20 protein-coding genes are annotated in these 19,753 nt (G+C 76.1%); 12 read left to right on the top strand and 8 right to left on the bottom strand.

Translation table 11 applies throughout. From position 1 onward, the window contains the following. Positions 1 to 15 precede the first annotated feature (15 nt). From OP18_RS18020 to OP18_RS57270, 3 genes are read left to right on the top strand one after another with little or no spacing between them, the layout of a single operon-like run. Positions 16 to 870, top strand: a complete 855-nt coding sequence (locus OP18_RS18020; RefSeq protein WP_033360085.1) for an ATP-binding cassette domain-containing protein — start codon at positions 16 to 18, stop codon at positions 868 to 870. Then, complete coding sequence (locus tag OP18_RS18015; RefSeq protein WP_033360084.1) at positions 867 to 2,183, top strand: hypothetical protein; 1,317 nt, start codon at positions 867 to 869, stop codon at positions 2,181 to 2,183. Before OP18_RS18020 ends, OP18_RS18015 begins: the two co-directional genes overlap by 4 nt. 52 nt (positions 2,184 to 2,235) lie before the next feature. After that, entirely contained in the window at positions 2,236 to 2,409 is a 174-nt protein-coding gene (locus OP18_RS57270; protein WP_156089601.1) for a hypothetical protein, read from the top strand. 40 nt (positions 2,410 to 2,449) lie between these two features. On the opposite strand, the gene OP18_RS52665 is transcribed toward OP18_RS57270, so the two are convergent. Next, positions 2,450 to 3,598 (bottom strand): EAL domain-containing protein, encoded by a 1,149-nt coding sequence (locus OP18_RS52665; RefSeq protein WP_081970855.1) that lies wholly within the window; start codon positions 3,596 to 3,598, stop codon positions 2,450 to 2,452. A gap of 210 nt (positions 3,599 to 3,808) precedes the next feature. Between OP18_RS52665 and OP18_RS18005 the strand changes: the two genes are divergently transcribed. Beyond that, complete coding sequence (locus OP18_RS18005; RefSeq protein ID WP_033360169.1) at positions 3,809 to 4,888, top strand: NAD-dependent epimerase/dehydratase family protein; 1,080 nt, start codon at positions 3,809 to 3,811, stop codon at positions 4,886 to 4,888. Between the two features lies 1 nt (position 4,889). On the opposite strand, the gene OP18_RS18000 is transcribed toward OP18_RS18005, so the two are convergent. Then, entirely contained in the window at positions 4,890 to 5,450 is a 561-nt protein-coding gene (locus OP18_RS18000) for a DUF2231 domain-containing protein (RefSeq protein ID WP_156089599.1), read from the bottom strand. 157 nt (positions 5,451 to 5,607) lie between these two features. Between OP18_RS18000 and OP18_RS17995 the strand changes: the two genes are divergently transcribed. Both OP18_RS17995 and OP18_RS17990 read left to right on the top strand, forming a co-directional pair. Beyond that, the gene (locus OP18_RS17995) at positions 5,608 to 6,444 is read left to right on the top strand and encodes a universal stress protein (RefSeq protein WP_033360083.1); all 837 of its coding nucleotides are present in this window, start codon (positions 5,608 to 5,610) and stop codon (positions 6,442 to 6,444) included. 29 nt (positions 6,445 to 6,473) lie between these two features. Then, a complete protein-coding gene (locus tag OP18_RS17990; protein WP_033360082.1) occupies positions 6,474 to 7,280 on the top strand; it encodes a universal stress protein in 807 nt (268 codons plus the stop codon). Positions 7,281 to 7,499: 219 nt separating this feature from the next. Here the strand turns inward: OP18_RS17990 and OP18_RS17985 are convergent, their stop codons facing one another. Together OP18_RS17985 and OP18_RS17980 are read right to left on the bottom strand one after the other, a co-directional pair. Then, positions 7,500 to 7,847, bottom strand: coding sequence for a DUF6223 family protein (locus tag OP18_RS17985; protein ID WP_033360081.1), 348 nt, complete (start codon positions 7,845 to 7,847; stop codon positions 7,500 to 7,502). A 258-nt stretch (positions 7,848 to 8,105) separates the two neighbouring features. Next, positions 8,106 to 8,663, bottom strand: a complete 558-nt coding sequence (locus OP18_RS17980; protein ID WP_156089598.1) for a GbsR/MarR family transcriptional regulator — start codon at positions 8,661 to 8,663, stop codon at positions 8,106 to 8,108. Positions 8,664 to 8,722: 59 nt separating this feature from the next. Between OP18_RS17980 and OP18_RS17975 the strand changes: the two genes are divergently transcribed. The 4 genes from OP18_RS17975 (at position 8,723) to OP18_RS17960 (ending at position 13,845) form a co-directional block, all read left to right on the top strand. Next, positions 8,723 to 9,655 (top strand): ABC transporter ATP-binding protein, encoded by a 933-nt coding sequence (locus tag OP18_RS17975; RefSeq protein WP_033360080.1) that lies wholly within the window; start codon positions 8,723 to 8,725, stop codon positions 9,653 to 9,655. After that, positions 9,652 to 11,256 carry an ABC transporter permease gene (locus tag OP18_RS17970; RefSeq protein WP_033360079.1) on the top strand — a complete coding sequence of 535 codons (1,605 nt, stop codon included), beginning with the start codon at positions 9,652 to 9,654 and terminating at the stop codon, positions 11,254 to 11,256. Before OP18_RS17975 ends, OP18_RS17970 begins: the two co-directional genes overlap by 4 nt. Before the next feature lie 107 nt (positions 11,257 to 11,363). Further along, entirely contained in the window at positions 11,364 to 13,622 is a 2,259-nt protein-coding gene (locus OP18_RS17965; RefSeq protein WP_033360078.1) for a molybdopterin oxidoreductase family protein, read from the top strand. A 34-nt stretch (positions 13,623 to 13,656) separates the two neighbouring features. Continuing rightward, complete coding sequence (locus tag OP18_RS17960) at positions 13,657 to 13,845, top strand: hypothetical protein (RefSeq protein WP_033360077.1); 189 nt, start codon at positions 13,657 to 13,659, stop codon at positions 13,843 to 13,845. 12 nt (positions 13,846 to 13,857) lie between these two features. Here the strand turns inward: OP18_RS17960 and OP18_RS17955 are convergent, their stop codons facing one another. Continuing rightward, on the bottom strand, positions 13,858 to 14,838 hold the full coding sequence (locus OP18_RS17955; protein WP_156089597.1) for a sensor histidine kinase: 981 nt from the start codon (positions 14,836 to 14,838) through the stop codon (positions 13,858 to 13,860). A gap of 128 nt (positions 14,839 to 14,966) precedes the next feature. Between OP18_RS17955 and OP18_RS17950 the strand changes: the two genes are divergently transcribed. Both OP18_RS17950 and OP18_RS17945 read left to right on the top strand, forming a co-directional pair. After that, positions 14,967 to 15,416: a universal stress protein gene (locus tag OP18_RS17950; RefSeq protein ID WP_033360075.1), complete on the top strand. Its 450-nt coding sequence runs from the start codon at positions 14,967 to 14,969 to the stop codon at positions 15,414 to 15,416. A 2-nt stretch (positions 15,417 to 15,418) separates the two neighbouring features. Continuing rightward, the gene (locus tag OP18_RS17945) at positions 15,419 to 16,132 is read left to right on the top strand and encodes a DUF4386 domain-containing protein (protein ID WP_033360074.1); all 714 of its coding nucleotides are present in this window, start codon (positions 15,419 to 15,421) and stop codon (positions 16,130 to 16,132) included. Here the strand turns inward: OP18_RS17945 and OP18_RS17940 are convergent. From OP18_RS17940 to OP18_RS17930, 3 genes are all read right to left on the bottom strand, one after another. Next, complete coding sequence (locus OP18_RS17940; RefSeq protein ID WP_063745536.1) at positions 16,045 to 18,348, bottom strand: bifunctional polysaccharide deacetylase/glycosyltransferase family 2 protein; 2,304 nt, start codon at positions 18,346 to 18,348, stop codon at positions 16,045 to 16,047. The two genes, OP18_RS17945 and OP18_RS17940, sit on opposite strands and share 88 nt — an antisense overlap. Then, the gene (locus OP18_RS57260; RefSeq protein WP_156089596.1) at positions 18,345 to 18,779 is read right to left on the bottom strand and encodes a hypothetical protein; all 435 of its coding nucleotides are present in this window, start codon (positions 18,777 to 18,779) and stop codon (positions 18,345 to 18,347) included. The genes OP18_RS17940 and OP18_RS57260 overlap by 4 nt, the downstream gene beginning before the upstream one ends. A 325-nt stretch (positions 18,780 to 19,104) precedes the next feature. Continuing rightward, positions 19,105 to 19,752 carry an SRPBCC family protein gene (locus tag OP18_RS17930; RefSeq protein ID WP_156089595.1) on the bottom strand — a complete coding sequence of 216 codons (648 nt, stop codon included), beginning with the start codon at positions 19,750 to 19,752 and terminating at the stop codon, positions 19,105 to 19,107. Between the last annotated feature and the right edge of the window lies 1 nt (position 19,753).

Raw genomic sequence — 19,753 nt, 5'->3', positions numbered from 1 at the left:
GAAGGCTGAGGTCCCATGGTTCGTGCGGTGAGCGACGAGGAGACGGCACCGACGACGTACGCCTGGCCGGTGCACGCCCAGGGGCTGCGGCTCACGGCCGGGCGCCGCGCCGCGGTCGACGGGCTCGACCTGGCGCTCGGCAACGGTGTGCACGGCCTGCTGGGGCCGAACGGCGCCGGCAAGACCACCCTCATCCGGGCCCTGGCGACGGTGCTGCGGCCCGCGGCCGGACGGCTGGAGCTGCTCGGCCGGCCGGTGCAGGACGGCGGTGACCTGCGGCCGGTCCGGCGGGCGCTGGGGTACCTGCCGCAGGACTTCGGCTACTACCGCTGGTTCACCGTGCGCGAGTTCGTCGAGCACGTCGCGTGGCTCAAGGAGATGCCGGCGCGGGCCGTGCCCGACGCGGTGCAGCGCGCGATCGACCGCGTCGAGCTCACCGGCCGGGCCGGCAGCCGGCTGCGGTCGCTGTCCGGCGGCATGCTGCGCCGCGTCGGCATCGCCCAGGCGATCGTGAGCGACCCGGCGCTGCTGCTGCTCGACGAGCCGACCGCCGGCCTGGACCCGGAGCAGCGGATGGGGGTGCGGGCGCTGCTGCGCGACCTCGGCCGGGACAGCTGCGTGGTCGTGGCGACGCACCTGGTCGACGACGTCGCCGCGGCGTGCACCGGCGTGGTGCTGCTCGACGGTGGGCGGCTGGTGCTGCAGGGCGCACCCGGCGACCTCGAGGCCGCGGCCGGCGCCGACGACGGTGGCGGCGGTGACGGCGGCGGCGGCGCCCGCGGCGGTGACGGCGGTGGTGGCGGCAGCACCGCCGAGCGGGGATATGCCGCGCTGCTGCGCCGGCACCGCGCCCACGGCGGCCGGTCGTGACCGCCCGCGTCGCCGCGGTCGAGCTGCGCCGCTCGGCCGCGCCGTGGATCGGTGCCCTCGCCGCCGCGCTCGGCTGGGCGCTGGCCGGCGACCCGGAGCGCTGGGACGGCCTGTGGATGGCGGCGGTCCTGGTGCACCACGGCAACCTGACGCTGCTGTGGCCGGTGGCGCTGGCCGCCGGGGCGTGGCAGGGGCGCCGGGACCGGGCCGCGGGCATGACCGAGCTGCTGCGCAGCACCCCGCGCCCGGCCGCGCGGCGGGCCGCGCCGCTGGCGGCGGTCGTCGCGGCCTGCCTCGCCGCCGGCTACGGCCTGGGCCTGCTCGACGGGCTGGCCCGGGCGGTCCTGCACGCGTCGTACCGGCCGCCGGGCTGGTACTGGCCGGTGCTGACCGGCGCGCTCGGCCTCGCCGCGTCCGGGCTGCTCGGTCTGGGCCTGGGCCGGCTGCTGCCGTCGCGGCTCACCGCGCCGCTGCTCGCCGCCGGTGCGCTCGCCGTGCTCGTCGCGCCGCAGCTGGCCTGGCCGGACTCCGGCGCGCGGGCGCTGCTGCTGATCCCCGGCCACCTCGGCGGCACCGACGAGTACTCCACTGTGGACGGCCGGACGGTCGCCGGGCAGGCGCTGTGGTTCGCCGCCCTGGCCGCCGCGGGCGCCGCCCTGCTGGCCGCCGGCCGGCGCCGCCTGGTGGCGCCGCTCGCCGTGCTGCTCGGCGCCGCGGCCGCCCTGCCGGTGCTGCCACCCGCGGACCGGGCCGCGCCGCGCGACCCGCACGCGGCCGAGCTGGTCTGCGCCGAGGGCACGCCCCGGGTGTGCGTCACCCGCCTGTACGAGCCGCTGCTGCCGCGGCTGACCGGCCCGGCGCGGCGGGCGCTGCGGGTGCTGGCCCGGCTGCCCGACCCGCCGACCGCCGTCGTGCAGGAGACCGCCCGCTACGGCACCCCCGTCGCGCAGCGGCGCGACACCGTGCACCTGAGCCTCACCGTGTACGCCGACGGCACCATCGCCACCGGCAGCGGCTCGATCGAGGACGACATCCTCGAGGGCGCGGGCACCTGGAAGTGCGGCGCCGCCGACGCCGACACCGCCACCTGGACCCGCATCGACGCGGCCCGGGTCGCGGCCGGCCGGTGGCTGCGCGGCGCCGGCACCGCCCCGCAGGAGCTGTGGGTCCAGGACCGCGACCTCGTCGACCGGGCGCTCGCGACCCTGCGGGCGCTGCCGGCCGACGCGCAGCTGGCCCGGGTGGCGAGGCTGCGCGACGCCGCCCTGGACTGCCGCCCGGACCTGCACGAGGTGCTGACCGGGTCCGCGTGACCGGCGCCGGAATGGGTACCACGGGGGTCGATCCCCGACCTGGAGGTGCACCGTGACGACCCCTTCGCAGCAGCCGCTCCCGCCGATCGTGCCGGTCCTGCCGGACGACGACACCGGCCCCGCCACCGGTGACGGCGTCGTGCGCGACTCCGACGGCACCCCGGTCGGCCGGGACGACCTGCGCGCCGACGTCGAACGCTCCGGCGGCGACCCGGACGACGTCTGACCCGCGCCGTCCCCGCCGCCGGCTCCGGCCGGCGGCGGGCTCAGGTGTGGCGGTGCAGCAGGGCGCGGGTGACGGCGGCGACCGTCGGCAGGTCCTCGGTGACCCGGACCTGCGGCGGGTCCGACGCCCGCGCGCACAGTGCGTGGCCGTGCCCGGCGCCGATGACGACGGCGGCGAACTCGCCCGGGACCGGGTCTTCGATGACGATGACCGACCTGGCCTGGCCGGCGAGGTCCGGCAGGGCGACGGTGAAGCCGGGCACGCCGTCCTCGGGGCACGACAGCAGCACGACGGCGGTCGGCTCGGCGGCCAGGACGCGGCGCAGCCCGCCGAGCGCCTCCGCGGTGCCGAGCGGCCGGCCGCCCGCCGCGGCCTCGAACGGGGACCCGGCGGCCGCGTGGAACCCCGGGCGCGGCGCCCGCAGCAGGCTCGGCGCGGCCGGGTCGAAGCGCCGGCCCGCCGTCTCGATCGGGCCCGGCCGGCCGAACAGCCAGCCCTGCCCCCAGTGCGCGCCGAGCTCGCGGGCGACGAGCAGGTCGTCCTCCGTCTCGACACCCTCGGCGATCACCAGTGCGCCGGTGCGGTGGGACTCCGCACGCACCACCGCGGCGACGGTCCGGGCGGTGGACGTGTCCGGTGCCCGGACGAGACTCATGTCCAGCTTGATGACCTCCGGCTCCAGCACCGGCAGGAACGCCAGCGACATCGGGTCGACGCCGACGTCGTCCAGGGCGATGCTGTTGCCCCACTGCTGCACCAGCGCGGCGAGGCGCAGCAGGCTGCCGGGCACCGCGGGCAGCGCCCGCTCGGTGAACTCCAGCACCTCCCGGAACGGCAGCCCGGCCTGCACCAGCTCGATCAGCCGCGGTGACAGCGGCTGGTCCAGCACGGCCGGCTCGGCGTTCACGAACAGCAGCGGTGGGGGTACCGACGCCGCCACCGCGAGCTCCAGGGCGCGCTCGGCGCACAGCATGTCCAGCTCACCGAGCCGCCCGGCGTCGCGGGCCGCGGCGAACAGCCGATCCGGGAACTCCAGGGCGGTGCCCGCCGGGCCACGCGCGAGGGCCTCCAGGCCGACGACGGCCCGGGTGGACAGGTCCACGATGGGCTGGAAGACCGGCTGGACGAGACGCCCCGCCAGCACCGCACCGATCCGGTCGCCGGTGGCCACCTCAACAGCTCGCGTCATCCGTGCACCAATCCGAAAGCGGGTGCTCCTGTCATCGGCGGCGGCACCGCGCACTGTAGGGAATCCACTACCGTTCAGGTATGGGCGGCGGGCGGCTGCCGCCGTCGTGACCCGGGCCGGGCCCGGCGTGTTTCCGGGCAGGGGTCCCGGGTAGATGCCGGTCAGGCACGGCGAAGGGACCCGGCACGCATGAACGCATCGACCAGTGGGCTGCGCATCGTGATCGTCGGTGCGTCCGGCAATGCGGGGACGGCGCTGCTGCGGCGCCTGCATCAGGACGGCAACCATGAGCTCACCGGAGTCGTGCGGCGCGTGCCGCAGACGTCGGCGGCGCCGTACGACGGGGTGCGCTGGCACTCCTGCGACATCGGCGCGTACGGCGCCACGGACCGCCTCGCCGAGCTCTTCGACGGCGCCGACGCGGTGGTCCACCTGGCCTGGCAGATCCAGCCGAGCCACGACCAGCGGCGGCTGCACCGCACGAACGTGGGCGGCAGCCGGGCGGTGATCGAGGCCGCGGTCCGGGCCGGGGTGCCCGCCCTCGTCGTGGCCTCGTCCGTCGGCGTGTACGCGCCCGGGCCGAAGGACCAGCGGGTCGCCGAGAGCTGGCCGCACACCGGGGTGCCGGGCTCGTCGTACAGCATGCACAAGGCCGCGGTCGAGGCGCTGCTGGACCGGGCCGAGGAGAAGCACCCGTCGCTGCGCGTGGTGCGGCTGCGTCCCGGCCTGATCTTCCAGCGCGACGCCGGCACCGAGATCGGCCGCTACTTCCTGGGTCCGCTGGCACCGACCGGGCTGCTGCGGTTCGGCCGGATTCCGCTCGTACCGTCGGATCCGGCGCTGCGGGTGCAGGCGGTGCACGCCGACGACGTCGCCGACGCCTACGCGCGGGCGGTCGCGGCCGACGTGCGGGGCGCGTTCAACATCGCCGCGGACCCGGTGCTCACCCCGCAGGTCGCGGCGGCGCTGTTCCACGGCCGCGCCGTCGGCGTGCCGGGCGGGCTGCTGCGCGTCGCCGCCGGGGTCACCTGGCGGCTGCGGCTGCAGCCGGTCGACAGCGGCTGGGTGCGGCTCGCCCTGAACGCGCCGCTCATGTCCTGCGAGCGGGCCGCCACGCAGCTCGGCTGGCGCCCCCGCACCGACGCGGCCACGGCGCTTCGGGAGCTCGTCGACGGCATGGCGACCCACGCCCACACCGAGGCGCCGCCGCTGTCCGACGCGGCCACGATGGCGGGCCGGCCCGGCGGGCTGCTGCGTGGCCGCCTGCCGGGCACCGGGGACCCGTACTGACCTACCGCGGCGCGGTCTCCAGCAGCTCCTCGCGGGTGGCCGTCTGGCGGACCGCGTCGGTGTCGACGCCGGCGGCCTGGCTGTAGGCGAGGTGCCCGCCGAGGTAGGCGCCGATGCCGGCGATGCTCAGCCCGGCGTACGACAGCATCCTGCCGCGCTGGTGGTCGCCGCGCATCCGGGCCGCGATCGACGCGGCGAAGCACCCGAGCGCGGCGGTGTTGGCCCCGACGTGCACGAGCGCGACCCGCCGCTGTTGCCGCGACAGGGTCGTGTAGTCGGCGAGGCCGGTCGTGGCGGCGGGCAGCGCCCCGGCGGTGCCGACGGTCAGCAGCGCCGCCGCGGCCCGCTCCGTGCCCGGCATCAGGTCGAGCACGGCCGTGCTCATCCAGGCGCCGACGGGAAACTGCACGAGGGCCGGGTGCAGCGGGTGGCCGAACCACTCCCCGTGCAGCACCGACCGCAGCCGGCCCCTTCCGGCGGTGGCCCCGGCGAAGCGGCGCAGCGCGTTGGCGGCCCGGTCGAGCGAGCCGGCACCTTCAAGTCTGGCGAGCAACCTATGCATGCGGGTCCCTTGCCCGAGCGCCGGACCCCGAAACGCCGCACCGCGCCGGGGTGCCGCCGGGCACGGTCCGGGGCGGGACGGGACCATCGGCCCTTCCGGTGCCCACCGGGGTGCGCGACGGTGGAAGCTGCACAGCTCGCACCGTGAGGAGGCCGTCATGAGCATCATCCATCGGCCGGTGATCGTGGGTGTCGACGGGTCGCCGGCCGCGTTCGGCGCGGTCCGCTGGGCGGCCGACATCGCGGTCCGCATGGGCCGTCCGCTGCGCATCATGCACGCGCTCGGGGTGCCCGGGCCGTACGAGGAGATCACCGACGAGCACGGCCTGGCGCTGGACGCCGCGACCGAGGCGCGGCACTGGTTCCCGGGGCTGCACGTGACCACCTCGACGTGGTACGGCGAGCCGGTGCGCGTCCTGCGCGAACAGTCCCGGCACGCGGAGCTGGTCGTCGTCGGCAGCCGGGGGCACGGGGGCTTCCACGCGCTGCTGGTGGGCTCGGTCGGGGTGCATCTGGCCGGGTACTCGCACTGCCCCGTCCTCGTCGTCCACCACGCCGAGCGCTGGGCCGGGCCGGAGGCGGTGCTGCCGTCGGACCGGCCGGTCGTCGCCGGCGCCGACGGCTCGCCGGGCGGGCAGCAGGCGCTGGAGCTGGCCTTCCGCGAGGCGTCGGCGCGCAAGGTGCCGCTGGTCGCGGTGCGGGCGTGGCAGGAGCCGGCGAGCCGGCTGGCCCGCCGCGTCAACCCGGACCGGCTGGCCGCGGACCTCGCCGCCGACCTGGGCCAGCTGCAGGCCAAGGACCCCGCGGTGCGGCTGGAGCCGCGGGTGGTGCACGGCCCGCCCGTGCAGGTCCTGCTGGACGCGGCCCGAGACGCGCTGATGGTCGTGCTCGGCGCCCGCGGCCACGGCGGGTTCGCCGGGCTGCGCATCGGCGGCGTCACGCAGCACGTCCTGGAGCACGCCGAGACGCCGGTGCTCGTCGCCCGGTTCGCCTGAGCTTCACCCCCGTCCCCCAAGGAGCGAACATGCAGCACACCGACATCGTGGTCGGCACCGACGGCTCGACGTCCGGCACGTCCGCGGTCCGGTGGGCCGCGGACCACGCGGCACGCACGGGCGCGCGGCTGCGGGTCGTGTGCGTGTACCAGTGGCACCTGCCCGGCCCGATCGGCTCGCCCACCGAGATGGACGCGCCCGCCCGCGGCCAGGCCGAGGCCGTCGTGGCGGCGGCCGTCGCCGACGCCCGCGGTGCCCGGCCCGGCCTCGACGTGCAGGGCAGCGCCGTGCTGGGCCTGCCGACCGACGCGCTGCTCACCGAGGCGAAGACCGCGGCGCTGCTCGTCGTCGGCTCCCACGGCCGCGGCGCGCTCGCCTCGGCGCTGCTGGGCTCGGTCGGGCTGCAGGTCGCCACGCACGCCGAGGGCCCGGTCGTCGTCGTGCGGGGCCGGGCACACACCGCGATCGGGCCCGTGGTCGCCGGCGTCGGCGACGGGCCGGCGGGCGAGCGGGTCCTGACGGTGGCCTTCGAGGAGGCGTACCGCCGCCGCTGCGGCCTCGTCGCGGTCCACACGGTCGAGGACACGTCCGGCGGGCTCGCCCGGCTGCGGCAGCGGTACCCGGCGGTGCCGGTCGAGGTCGAGACCGCCGCCGGCAACCCCGCCGACGTCCTCGTGGCCGCCTCGCGCAGCGCGCAGCTGGTCGTGCTCGACGGCCGCGGCCGCGACAGCGTCATCGGCGCGCTGCTGGAGCCGGTGACCCATCACCTGCTGCAGCGCGCCGACTGCCCGGTCCTGCTGCTGCGCGAGGTGGACACCGCCCCGGCCGCGCAGTGACGACGCCGATCCGGCCGCACAGTGACGACGCCGATCCGGCCGCACAGTGACGACGCCGATCCGGCCGCACAGTGACGACGCCGATCCGGCCGGGATCCCGGCCGGGATCTGGCAGGGTCCTGGCCGGGTCGTGGCGGCCGTCCTGGCGCGTGCTGATCGGCGTCCTGGCCGGTTCTGGCAGACGTCCTGACCGGGGTCCCGGCTGGGGTCGAGGAGCGCTCAGGCGGTGCGTCGGGTGCGGACGAGGGCCAGGCCGCCGGCGGCGACGGCGACCGCGCCCAGCGCGACGGCGATGACGGCGCCGGCCAGGCCGTTGCCGGTGCCGAGACCGCCGGCGACGTTGGCCCAGTGCACGCCGCCGACGGCGGCGCTGACGACCCCGGCGGCGACGGCGATGACGGCGCGGCGGGCGGCACCGGGGCGGCCGGGGCGGGTGGCGGCGAGGACGCCGAGCACCACGCCGGCGAGGCCGGCGACGGCGGCCGCCGAGGGCACCAGCCGGCCGGTGCCGACCTCGTATCCGGCGGCGAGCAGGTCCGGGGCGGCGAGCAGGTGCAGGACAGACATGGCAGGTCCCTTCGAGTCCGTGGACGATCAGCTGTCAGGACCGATCGTCACGGTTCGAGGGCCGGGCCGTCCTGGGCCGTCAGGCGGCCGCCGGTACGCAGTCCGGCGTAGCCGCCCGCCACCCGACCGCGCCGCCAGACGTAGCCGCACCCAGCCCGGCCGCACCCGACGCAGCCGCGCCCGCACCCGACGGAGCCGACGCAGCGGCAGCCGACGCAGCCGCACCCGAGGCAGCCGATGTCACCGCGGCGGCGGGCGTCACCACGGCCGGACGGCGGGGTCCGCGACCGCCGGAGGGGTCGGCGCCGGCGGGTCCTGCCCGGCCTTGGCGGCCTTGTGCTCGGCCCACTGGTCCAGCAGGGTCGGCATCCGCTCCTGGACCCAGTTGTAGAAGTCGCGCATGCCGGCGAGCCGCGCCCCGGCCGGGGTGGCCGGCCCGCCGGCCGCCGCTGCGCCCTCACCGGCCGCGTCGGCGAGGGTCTTCAGCAGCGTCATCTTGGCGACGGTCACCTCGTACCAGGAGTCGTCGACCAGCCGGTACCGGTCGCGCCGGGAGCCGGGCACATGCTCGCGGGTCACCATCGCGATCTGCGACAGGTAGCGCACGGCGCCGGAGATGGCGGCGGCGCTCACCCCGAGGCGGTCGGCGAGCTCACCGGCGCTCAGGGACCGCTCGTCGGAGGCCATCAGGGTGAACACGACCCGACCGGCCATGCGCGGGAACCCCCAGTCGCCGAGGAGCCTGGCCATGTCCTCGACGAAGGCGCGGAGGGCCGCCTCGTCGCGCTGCGGTCGCTGGGGCATGTGCGGTTCCATCCGTCAATTGTCCAACACGTACTTTCACACTTGTGTGAAATGAGTGTAGCGTCTGAACCATGGAAAATTCCATTTCGGTCGACGGCCTGATCAAGCGGTTCGGCCAGACCACCGCGCTGGACGGTCTCGACCTGACCGTCGCGCAGGGCGAGGTGCACGGGTTCCTCGGCCCCAACGGGGCAGGCAAGACCACCACCATCCGGATCCTGCTCGGCCTGCAGCGCGCCGACGGCGGCACCGTGCGCCTGCTCGGCGGCGACCCGTGGCACGACGCCGTCGCGTTGCACCGCCGCCTCGCGTACGTGCCGGGCGACGTGACGCTCTGGCCCAACCTGTCCGGCGGCGAGGTCATCGACCTGCTCGGCCGGTTGCGCGGCGGGCTCAACCCGGCCCGCCGCAACGAGCTGCTCGAGCGCTTCGACCTGGACCCGCGCAAGAAGGGCCGGGCCTACTCCAAGGGCAACCGGCAGAAGGTCGGCCTCATCGCCGCGCTCGCCTCCGACGTGGAGCTGCTGCTGCTCGACGAACCGACCTCCGGCCTCGACCCGCTGATGGAAGAGGTGTTCCGGCAGGTCATCGCGGAGGAGAAGCAGCGTGGGCGCACCGTGCTGCTGTCCAGCCACATCCTGTCGGAGGTGGAGGCGCTCTGCGACCGGGTCAGCATCATCCGGCAGGGCCGCACGGTCGAGACCGGCACCCTCGCCCAGCTGCGGCACCTGACCCGCACGTTCATCTCCGCCGAGCTCACCACGTCGCCCGACGGCCTGGCCGAGCTGCCCGGCGTGCACGACCTGCACCTGGACGGCAACCAGGTGCGGCTCCAGGTCGACTCCGCCCAGCTCGACCCGGTGCTGCGCCGGCTGGTCTCGCACGGTGTGCGCAGCCTCGTCAGCCAGCCGCCGACGCTGGAGGAGCTGTTCCTGCGCCACTACGAGACGGGCGACGCCGAGCGCACCGGGACCCGCCGCCACGAAACGGAGCCGGCGAAATGACCGCGTTCACCGGCACCGGCAACCTCGCCCGGCTGACCGTGCGCCGCGACCGCGTACTGCTGCCGATCTGGATGCTGTTCATGGCCGTGCTGCCGCTGTCGCTGGCGTCCGGCACGGCGACGCTGTACAAGACCGACGCCGAGCGGCAGGGCTACATCGACGACCTCGGCAGCAGCCCGTTGCTGCTGCTGTTCTACGGCACCAAACCCGCCGACCCGAACCTCGGTGCGCTGATCTTCTGGCGCGCCGCGACCGGCATGGTGATCATGGCGCTGATCGGGGTGCTGTTCGTCATCCGGCACACCCGGGTCGAGGAGGAGGCCGGCCGCCGGGAGCTGCTCGGCGCCACCGTCGTCGGCCGGCACGCCGCCGTCGCCGCCGCGCTGCTCACCATGACCGTCGCGAGCCTCACCGTCGGCGTGCTCGTCGCGCTCGGCATGATCAGCCAGGACACCCCGGCCGCCGGCGCGTTCGCGATGGGCCTGGCCTGGGCGGGCGCCGGCATCCTGTTCGCCGCGGTCGGCGCGGTGACCGCGCAGCTCAGCGAGGGCGCCGGCGCCGCCAGGGGCATCGGCGTCGCGGTCGTCGGCCTGTCGTTCGGGGTCCGCGGCGCCGGCGACGTCGCGGCCGGGCTGTCGTGGCTGCCCTGGGTCTCCCCGCTCGGCTGGATCTACCAGGTGCACGCGTACACCGACAACCGCTGGTGGATCTTCGGCGTGGTCGCCGTGGCCACGCTCGCCGGGTTCGCGCTGGCGCTGCGCCTGTCGGCCCGCCGCGACGTCGGCGCCGGGCTGCTCCCACCGCGCCTCGGCCCGGCCGCCGCGGCACCGGCGCTGTCCGGTCCGCTCGCGCTCGCCTGGCGGTTGCATCGCGGCAGCCTGTACGGCTGGCTCGTCGGCCTCGGCATCGTCGGCGGGCTGCTGTTCGGCGGCGTCGCCAAGACCTCCGCGGACCTGCTGGCCGACAACGAGCAGCTGCGGCAGATCCTGGAACGCATCGGCGGCACGTCCGGCGCCGCGGACGTGTTCCTCGCCGGCACCCTCGGCATCGGCGCGATCGCCGTCGCCGCGTACGGCATCGCCGCCGCGCTGCGGATGCGCACCGAGGAGGCCGCGCTGCGCAGCGAGGCCCTGCTCGCCACGGGGGTCAGCCGGCTGCGGTGGGCGGCCAGCCACCTGGTCTTCGCGTTCCTCGGCCCGACCGCGGTCATGCTCGTCACCGGCCTGGCCGCCGGGCTGTGCTACGGCGCGACCACCGGCGACGTCGGCCGGGCGGTCCCCCGCGTGCTGGCCGGCGCGCTGGTGCAGCTGCCCGCCGTGTGGGTCCTCGCGGCGCTCACCGTCGCGGTGTTCGGCCTGGCGCCGCGCCGGGCCCCCGCGGTCGGCTGGGCGGCGCTGTCGGTGTGCGTGGTGCTCGGCCAGATCGGCGCGGCACTGCAGCTGAGCCAGGTGCTGCTGGACGTGTCCCCGTTCACCCACATCCCCCGCGTCCCCGGCGGGACGGTCACCGTGGCGCCGCTGCTGATCCTCACCGCCCTCACCGTGGCGCTGGTGCTCGCCGGGCTCGCCGGCTTCCGCCGGCGCGACGTGCCGGTCACCTGAAACCGGACGCCACCTGAAGCCGGAAACCTCACACGGTGCTTGCTGGGACGGCGTCCCACCGGCCAAGCTGACGGCGACCGCAACCTCGACCAACGGTGGTGAGGCACATGACCGGCGCACCGAACGGCACCCGCACGGCCTACCGGACCTGCCCGCTGTGCGAGGCCGTCTGCGGCCTCGAGCTGACCGTCACCGGCGAGCGGATCACCGCCGCCCGCGGCGACCGCCAGCACGTGCTCAGCGCCGGTTTCGTCTGCCCGAAGGGCGCCACCTTCGGGCAGCTCGTGCACGACCCCGACCGGCTGCGCCGGCCGCTGCTGCGCGGCGCCGACGGCGAGCACCACGAGGTGAGCTGGGACGAGGCGTTCGCCGCGGTCGAGGCCGGGCTGACCGGCGTGCTCACCCGGCACGGCCGCGACGCCGTCGCCGTCTACCTCGGCAACCCCAACGTGCACACGATGGCGGGCCCGCTGTACGGCGGGCCCCTCGTGCGCGCGGTCGGCAGCCGCAACGTGTACTCCGCCAGCACCGTGGACCAGATGCCGAAACACGTCGCGTGCGGATACCTGTACGGCAACCCCGACGCGATCCCGGTGCCCGACGTCGACCGGACCGACCTGCTGCTGCTCATCGGCGCGAACCCCCTGGAGTCCAACGGCAGCCTGTGCACGGCCCCGGACTTCCCGGGCCGGCTCGCCGCCCTGCAGGCCCGCGGCGGGCGGTTCGTGGTCGTCGACCCGCGCCGCACCCGCACCGCGGCCCTCGCCGACGAGCACATCTTCATCCGGCCCGGCGGCGACGCGCTGCTGCTGTTCGGGCTGGTGCACACCCTGTTCGACGAGGGCCTCGCCGACCTCGGCCGGCTCGACGGGCACGTCCGCAGCGTCGAGCGGCTCGCGGTCCTCGCCAAGGACTTCGCGCCCGAGGTCGTCGCGGACCGCTGCGGCGTGCCGGCCGCCGACATCCGCCGGCTCGCCCGGGAGCTGGCCGCCGCGCCCGCCGCCGCCGTGTACGGCCGCATCGGCACCTGCGCGGTCGAGTTCGGCACCCTGACCAGCTGGCTCGTCGACGCCGTCAACGTCCTCACCGGCAACCTCGACCGCCCCGGCGGGGCGATGTTCCCCCTGGCGCCGCACGCGCGCACCGCGACCCGGCCCGGCGGCCGGGGTTTCACCGTCGGGCGGTGGACCAGCCGGGTCCGTGGCCTGCCCGAGGTCAAGGGCGAGCTGCCGGTCGCGACCCTCGCCGACGAGATCGCCACCCCCGGCGACGGGCAGGTCCGGGCGCTGGTCACCGTGGCCGGCAACCCGGTGCTGTCCACCCCGAACAGCGCCCAGCTGGACCGGGCCCTCGCCGGGCTCGAGTTCATGGTGAGCGTCGACCCGTACCTCAACGAGACCACCCGGCACGCCGACGTGATCCTGCCGCCGACCGACCCGGCCCGCGTCGGGCACTACGACTTCGCGTTCCTGACCCTGGTCGTGCACAACATGGCCGCGTACTCCCCGCCGGTGCTGCCGAAGGACCCCGGCGGCATGGACGAGAGCGACATCCTCGCCCGGCTCACCCTCATCGCCGCCGGCAGAGGCGCCGGTGGTGGCACCGCCGCCGACGTCGCCGCCGGGCACGAGCACCTGCTGGCGCAGCTGCTGCAGCGCGCCGCCGACGACCCGGACTCGCCGGTCGCCGGGCGGTCCGTGACCGACCTGCGGGCCCTCGTCGACGGCGACGGCCCCGCCGAACGCCTCCTCGACGCCCGGCTGCGGCTCGGCGCGTACGGCGACGGCTTCGGCGCCACCCCGGACGGGCTGACCCTGCGCACGCTGCTGGACCACCCGCACGGCCTGGACCTGGGGCCGCTGCGGCCGCGCATCCCGGAGGTGCTGCGCACCCCCAGCGGGCAGGTCGAGCTGTGCCCGGAGCCCGTCGCCGCCGACGTCGCCCGGCTGCGCGCCGCGCTGGAGCGCCCCGCCGACGGCCTGGTCCTCGTCGGCCGGCGGCACCTGCGTTCCAACAACAGCTGGATGCACAACGTGCCCGGACTGATGAAGGGCCGCGACCGGTGCACGCTGCAGGTCCACCCGAGCGACGCGGCCGCGCTGCGCCTCACCGACGGCGCCGCAGCGACCGTCGCGTCGCGGGTCGGCACGCTCACCGTCGCCGTCGAGGTCACCGACACGGTCATGCCGGGCGTGGTGAGCCTGCCGCACGGCTGGGGCCACGGCGCGCCCGGCACCCGCGCCAAGGTCGCCGCCGCCAGCCCCGGCGTCAACAGCAACCTGCTCACCGACGACCGGGTCATCGACCCGCTGTCGGGCAACAGCGTCCTCAACGGCATCCCGGTGACCGTCGCGCCGGCCACCTGATCCACGCAAACCGCCCGGGGCCCCGCTCGGCGAGGTGCGGGACCTGCTCGACGTGGTGCACCGCAACAGCACCCACCTGCGCGGCATCGTCGACGACCTGCTCGACGTCGCCGCCCTGGACTCCGGGCACACGCCGCTGGACGTCGGCACCGTCACGGTCGCCGCGCGGCCCGGCGGCGGCACACGCGCCGAGGTGCGCCTGCCGGTAACCGGCCACGACTGAGCCGTCCCCGGCTCACGGACCGGCGGGCAGCTCCACGGTCAGGTGGGTGCCGCTGCCGGCCGGGCTGTCCAGGTGCAGCAGGCCGCCGAGCGCGGCGACCCGGGCGGCGAGCACGACGATGCCCCCGCCGATGACCGGCTGCGCGCCGCCGTCGCCGTCGTCGCTGACCGCCAGCTGCACCGTCGGACCGTGCCGGCGCAGCGTGACGACGACCTGCCGCGCCCGGGCGTGCCCCACGACGTTGGCGAGCGCCTCGCAGATCGCGCCGTACACGGTCGCGGCCACCGCCGGCGGGAGCGGACCCACCTCCGCGGTGACCCGCACCGGCAACGGCATGGCCGCCGCGAGCGCCCGCACCGACGACTCGAGGTCGTCCGGCTCCGCCGGCCATTCGCCGCCGAGCGCCGCGTCGCACAGGTCCCGCAGCGCGTGGCGCAGCACCGTCTCCGCGCGCGCCGTGAGGGCCCGCACGGCCGGGTCGGCGGCGGCCCGGGTCGAGCCGATGATCGCCGCCACCTCCCGCGTGCGCCGGTGCCCGCCGTGTCCCGCGTCGCCGCCGGCGCCGGCGGACTCCAGCTCACGCAGCCGGGCCAGCAGCTCGGCGTGCTCCCGCACCTGCCTGAGCCCGGGCGCGGCGGCCCGCACGGCGGCGTCCAGCAGCACCGTGCCGGCCCCCGGATCGACGGAGGTCACGACCAGGGCGAGCGGGCCGCCGTCGGCGTCATGGACGTCGTGGCGCCACAGACCGGCACCGTCCGGCGCCGGCGCCGTGCCCGTGCCGTCCACGTACTGCTGCCGGTCCGCCGACCAGACGTAGACCTCCAGCCGCGGGTCCTCCAGCACATACCGCAGCGCGGCCCGGAACGCGTCCATGGTCACCGGCGGCTGGATCGACACCATGTGCTCAGTGACGGCGGACCGCTGGCGCCGGCGGCGCAGCGCCGCCGCGCCGGATCCGAGCCACAGCCCGAACGCGCCCACATCCACCTCCACCGACCCGGCCTGCCCTCGCAGTAAGGAGCGGTACACCGGCCGCCGGCGTTACTGCGGGCCTTTCGCCCCGGTGCACGCGGGCCGGTGCGCCCTGCCGCCCGGCGCCCGCACCGGGGGACGCTGCGGGCATGACGATCAGGGACCGCATCGTCGTCGGGGTCGACGGCACCGAGGCCGCCCGGCACGCGCTGCGCTGGGCGGTCGCCGAGGGCCTGCGCACCGGCGTGCCGGTCGAGGCCGTCACCGCATGGACCTGGGACGGCGTGCCGCCGACCGGCGCGGGGCCGGGCGTCGAACGCGAGCTCGCGCGGCTGCTCTGCCGGCACGAGGTGGCCCAGGTCGACGCCGCCGGGACGGCGATGTCCGTCGTGGCCGGCGACCCGGTCACCGTGCTGCTCGCCGCCGCCCGCCGCGCCCGCCTGCTGGTGCTCGGCAGCCACGGCCACGGCCGGCTGCGCCGCGCGCTGCTCGGCTCGACCAGCGGGCGGTGCGTGCGGCGGGCGGGCTGCCCGGTCGTGGTGGTGCCGCCGCCGCGGCACACCATCGACAGCGGCCGTTCGGTCACGCGAAGATACTGAGCATGCAGACGTCGACGGGCTCGCCGCGCAGGACCTCCCTGGTCGCGGGCATCTTCTACGTGATCACCTTCGTCTCGGTGCCGACCGTCGGGCTGTACGGCCGCGTCCACGACGACGGCTACATCAACGGCACCGGCCCGGACACCGGCGTCGTCGCCGGCGGCATCCTGGAGATGATCGTGGCCGTCGCCTGCGTCGGGACCGCCGTCGCGCTCTACCCGGTGCTCAAACGGCAGGGCCAGGCCCGCGCCCTGGGCTTCGTCGGCGCCCGGGTCGTGGAGGCCGGCGCCATCCTCATCGGCGTCGCCACGCTCATGACCCTGCTGACGTTGCGCCGGGCCGGCGCCGGCGCGGACGCCGCGGCCACCGGGCAGGCCCTGGTCGCCTTCTACGACGCCGTCTTCCTCCTCAGCCAGGGTCTGATCCCGGCCGTGAACGCCGTGCTGCTCGGCACGCTGCTGTACCAGTCGCGCCTGGTCCCCCGGATCCTGCCCGTGCTGGGGCTCATCGGGGCGCCGCTGCTCGTCGCCTCCGACGCCGGCACGCTCTTCGGCGCCTGGGACCGGCTGTCACCGGTGGCCGCGGTCGCCGCGCTGCCCATCGCGGTCTGGGAGTTCTCGCTCGGCGTCTACCTGATCGTCAAGGGTTTCCGGCCGTCCCCGGTCACCGCGGAGACGGTGCCGGCCGCGGAGCCGGCGCGCACCGCCGCCGCCTGAGCCGGCGCGAACGCACCGCCGGTCGGCGGGCCGGGCCTACGGCCCTGCGCCGGGACCACCGCGGGCACCAGGGGCGGCGCCGCCACGGGTCGCGGGGCGGCCGCGGCGGCGGTGCCGGCCCGGTGCAGCTTGTGCCAGCGCAGCCGGGCACCGGTCAGCGCCGTGCCGAGGGACTGCAGGAGCACCAGGTACATGAGCTGCCGGTACACGATCTGCTGCAGCGGCAGGACCCACAGTACGCGCAGCTTCTCCCGGTCCAGGCGGAACGCGACCACCGCGGTCAGGACCTGCACGGCGAACATGACCAGCCACGCGCCGGTGGTGACCTGCCAGCCGGTGAAGCACAGCCCGTACACGAGCATGACGTCGATGAGCGGGGCGAGCAGGGGCAGCGCGAGGCCGAAGCACGCGATGAACGGCAGGCCGACCCGCCCGAACCGGCCCGATGGGCCACGGTCCAGCAGCGACCGGCGGTGCTTCCAGATCGCCTGCATGGTGCCGTAGCTCCAGCGGTACCGCTGCAGCCACAGCTGCCGCAGGGTGGCGGGGGCCTCGGTCCAGGCGCGGGCGCGTTCCTCGTAGACGACCCGCCAGCCGGCGCGGCACAGCGCCATGGTGGCGTCGGTGTCCTCGGCCAGGGTGTCGTGGCTGATCCCGCCGATGTGCTGCAGCGCCTCGCGGCGGAACGCGCCGATCGCGCCCGGGATGGTCGGCATGCAGCGCATGATGTCGTACAGCCGGCGGTCCAGGTTGAACCCGATGACGTACTCGATGTGCTGCCACCGGGCCACGATCGAGCGGCGGTTGCCGACCTTGACGTTGCCCGCGACCGCGCCGACGGACGGGTCGGCGAACGGCTGCACCAGGTGCCGGATCGCGTCCCGTTCGAAGACGGTGTCGCCGTCGACCATGACGATCAGGTCGTGCCGCGCCATCGCCACCCCGACGTTGAGCGCGTTCGGCTTGCCGCCGTTGGCGATGCGCACCACCCGCACGTTCGGTAATCGCATCGCCTCCACCAGCGCCGCCGTGCCGTCGGTCGAGCCGTCGTCGACGACCACCACCTCGATCCCGCCCGGATGGTCGCCACCGGCCAGGGACCGCACCGCCGCCTCGATCCCCTCCTTCTCGTTGTACGCCGGCACGATCACCGACACCGGCAGCATCACCGGCGGCCCCCACCGCCACGACGCGGCCCGCCGCCGCCGCGCGTGCCGGCCGGCGAGCACGAACAGCGCCACGGTGCGGGCGATCGTCAGCAGACCGGCGGCCACGAACAGCACGCGCAGGGCGGCCGTCACCCAGTCGGCCAGCACGACGGCGGTGGCCAGCGCGAAGGCGCGCCGCCGGTCGACCGCACCGGTCGGCGCGTCCACGACGACGGCCTGCCCCGGCAGGGCGCGCGCCAGGCCCTCCGACACGGTGGTGAACGTGTAGCCGCGCCGCTGCATCGCGGGGATGAACCGGTCCAGGGCCGCGACGGTCTGCGCGCGGTCGCCGCCGCCGTCGTGCATCGGCACGATCGCGCCCGAGTCACCCGGCGGGGTCGCCCCGGCGATGATCGCGTCGACGCCGGGCCGGCTCCAGTCCCGGCTGTCGGTGTCCGCCATGACCGTCAGGTACCCGAGCCGGCCCGCCTCCTGGACCAGCGGCCACGTGGTGTCGTCGACGGCCCGGGCGCTGGACGTGTACGGCAGCCGCAGCAGCGCCGACTTGGTGCCGGTGGCGTGCACGACCGCGAGCTGTGTCTGGGAGTACTCCAGCTCGCGCCGCCACCGCGGCAGCCGGTCGAGCTGCGGGTGCGTGAACGTGTGCACGCCGATCTCGTCACCGCCCTGGACCAGCCCGGCGACGATCTCCGGGTGCCGGACCACCTGGGAGCCCACGACGAAGAACGTGGCGTTGACGTGGTGCCGGCGCAGCACCTCCACGACCTTCGGCGTCCACTGCGGGTCCGGGCCGTCGTCGAAGATGAGGGCGATGGTCCGCTCCGGCAGCCGGTAGGAGCGCACCGTGCCGCCGCGGGTGTCGATGATCGGCCCGCCGCCGATGACCTCGGCCGGGACCTTGGTGCGCTGCCCGGCCCGCACGGTGGGGTCGGGGTGGAACTCGGCGTTGGCGTAGGCCTCGACCAGCAGTGCCCCGGCCAGCACACTGAGCACGATCCCACCGAAGATCAGCCGGCCGAGCGGCACCCGGCGCCGCGCGACGGTCACGCCGGGCCCACGATGACGAGGACGGTGACGCCGGGGACCGAGGTCGGCGGGTCGCTCGGCGGCGCCGTCGGGTCCGGCGTGCCCGTCGCGGTCGGCCCCGCCGACAACCCTGGCGACGGTCCGGCCGACGGGGCGGCCGACGGCGCCGGGGTCGCGGGCCCGGGCGACGGCGCGGCGGTCACCGTGCCACTCGGCCGCACCGACGGGCTCGCCGCGCCGGGCGCCGGGCTGCTGCGGACGGACGGGCCACCACCGGCGCGCTTGCCGGTGCCGCCGGGCAGGACGGGCACCGGTGTCCGCTGCCCGGCCGGCACCGCCCCGGACGCGGACTGTCCCGGCGCCGGCAGCGACAGCAGATCCAGCGGGCCGGTGACGAACAACGCGGCGATCATCACCAGCACCGCATAGGCCACCGCCGCTGCGCCGGACATATGGAACAAGAAACGGACGCGCCGTCCACGGCGGCCCGTCGTATCGACGAACACGGGCGCTGACACGTCACCGGCAGCGGTGATCTCGACCGTCTGATCAGCGGCGGGGGCTTTCACGGACACCGCGCCAGCATAGGAGCGGACTGTCGCGGAAATCCTACGAAGAACGGCCAGGAAGAAGGGTGATGCCGAATTTCCCACCGGCCTCACCTATGCAAATTGTCCAGTTTCACCCCGCGCCTGGTGCCGCCGCAAAACGCGGCGCCGATCAGGTCATTCCGTGCAATTCTTCGGCTGCTCGTCCCCGCGGCCAGACGGCCGGCGCTCAGACCGCGGCGGAGCGCCGGCCGGGCGCACGCGTCTCGGCGCGTTCCTTGATGCCGAGCAGCATCCTGCGCTCCATGATCAGGCTGCCCGGCTCCATCACCAGCAGGTCGGCCAGCCGGTGCAGCGCCGTCGCGTCCGGGGTCGCGATCCGGTTGCGGCTCACCAGCCTGGTCCCGCCGGCCGACGGGTACAGGCCGAACGCCCACACCCAGCGGCCGTCCTCGGACTGGAACGTCAGCGTGCGTGCCGGGTCCACGACCGCCGCGCGCATCCGCGGCCCCCGCTCGCCCAAGGGCAGCACGTCACCCGTGCGGAGGGTCTGGAACTGGGGCAGGATCTCGTCGGCGCTGTGCATGTCGAGGCCGAGCAGGTTCTCGATCCAGTCGTAGGTGTAGGCGCCGGCGCGGCCGCTGCCCATCTGGACCAGCCACGGCCAGACGGTGGCGGGCGGGGCGGCGATCGTGACCGCGCGGGTGGAGCAGATGTCCGGGTGGGGCAGCAGGGCGTCGCCGGGGATCGGGCGGGTCTCCTCGTCGGCGGTGGCGCCCCAGGTGAGGCACCAGTGGCGCAGCAGCAGCGGGTACACCGCCGCGGCGGTCAGGCCGGCGGCCGCGGTGATCAGGCCGGCCGTTCTCAGCACGCGCACG

Source organism: Dactylosporangium aurantiacum (assembly GCF_000716715.1).
GTDB classification, from domain to species: Bacteria; Actinomycetota; Actinomycetes; order Mycobacteriales; family Micromonosporaceae; genus Dactylosporangium; species Dactylosporangium aurantiacum.
This window is presented reverse-complemented; position numbering and strand designations above follow the sequence as displayed.

Bases quoted from the DNA above. Each gene is read 5' to 3' on its own strand.
- OP18_RS18020 (WP_033360085.1), top strand. From the start codon at position 16: ATGGTTCGTGCGGTGAGCGACGAGGAGACGGCACCGACGACGTACGCC.
- OP18_RS52665 (WP_081970855.1), bottom strand. From the start codon at position 3,598: ATGACGCGAGCTGTTGAGGTGGCCACCGGCGACCGGATCGGTGCGGTG.
- OP18_RS18000 (WP_156089599.1), bottom strand. From the start codon at position 5,450: ATGCATAGGTTGCTCGCCAGACTTGAAGGTGCCGGCTCGCTCGACCGG.
- OP18_RS17995 (WP_033360083.1), top strand. From the start codon at position 5,608: ATGAGCATCATCCATCGGCCGGTGATCGTGGGTGTCGACGGGTCGCCG.
- OP18_RS17990 (WP_033360082.1), top strand. From the start codon at position 6,474: ATGCAGCACACCGACATCGTGGTCGGCACCGACGGCTCGACGTCCGGC.
- OP18_RS17985 (WP_033360081.1), bottom strand. From the start codon at position 7,847: ATGTCTGTCCTGCACCTGCTCGCCGCCCCGGACCTGCTCGCCGCCGGA.
- OP18_RS17980 (WP_156089598.1), bottom strand. From the start codon at position 8,663: ATGGAACCGCACATGCCCCAGCGACCGCAGCGCGACGAGGCGGCCCTC.
- OP18_RS17975 (WP_033360080.1), top strand. From the start codon at position 8,723: ATGGAAAATTCCATTTCGGTCGACGGCCTGATCAAGCGGTTCGGCCAG.
- OP18_RS17970 (WP_033360079.1), top strand. From the start codon at position 9,652: ATGACCGCGTTCACCGGCACCGGCAACCTCGCCCGGCTGACCGTGCGC.
- OP18_RS17965 (WP_033360078.1), top strand. From the start codon at position 11,364: ATGACCGGCGCACCGAACGGCACCCGCACGGCCTACCGGACCTGCCCG.
- OP18_RS17950 (WP_033360075.1), top strand. From the start codon at position 14,967: ATGACGATCAGGGACCGCATCGTCGTCGGGGTCGACGGCACCGAGGCC.
- OP18_RS17945 (WP_033360074.1), top strand. From the start codon at position 15,419: ATGCAGACGTCGACGGGCTCGCCGCGCAGGACCTCCCTGGTCGCGGGC.
- OP18_RS57260 (WP_156089596.1), bottom strand. From the start codon at position 18,779: ATGTCCGGCGCAGCGGCGGTGGCCTATGCGGTGCTGGTGATGATCGCC.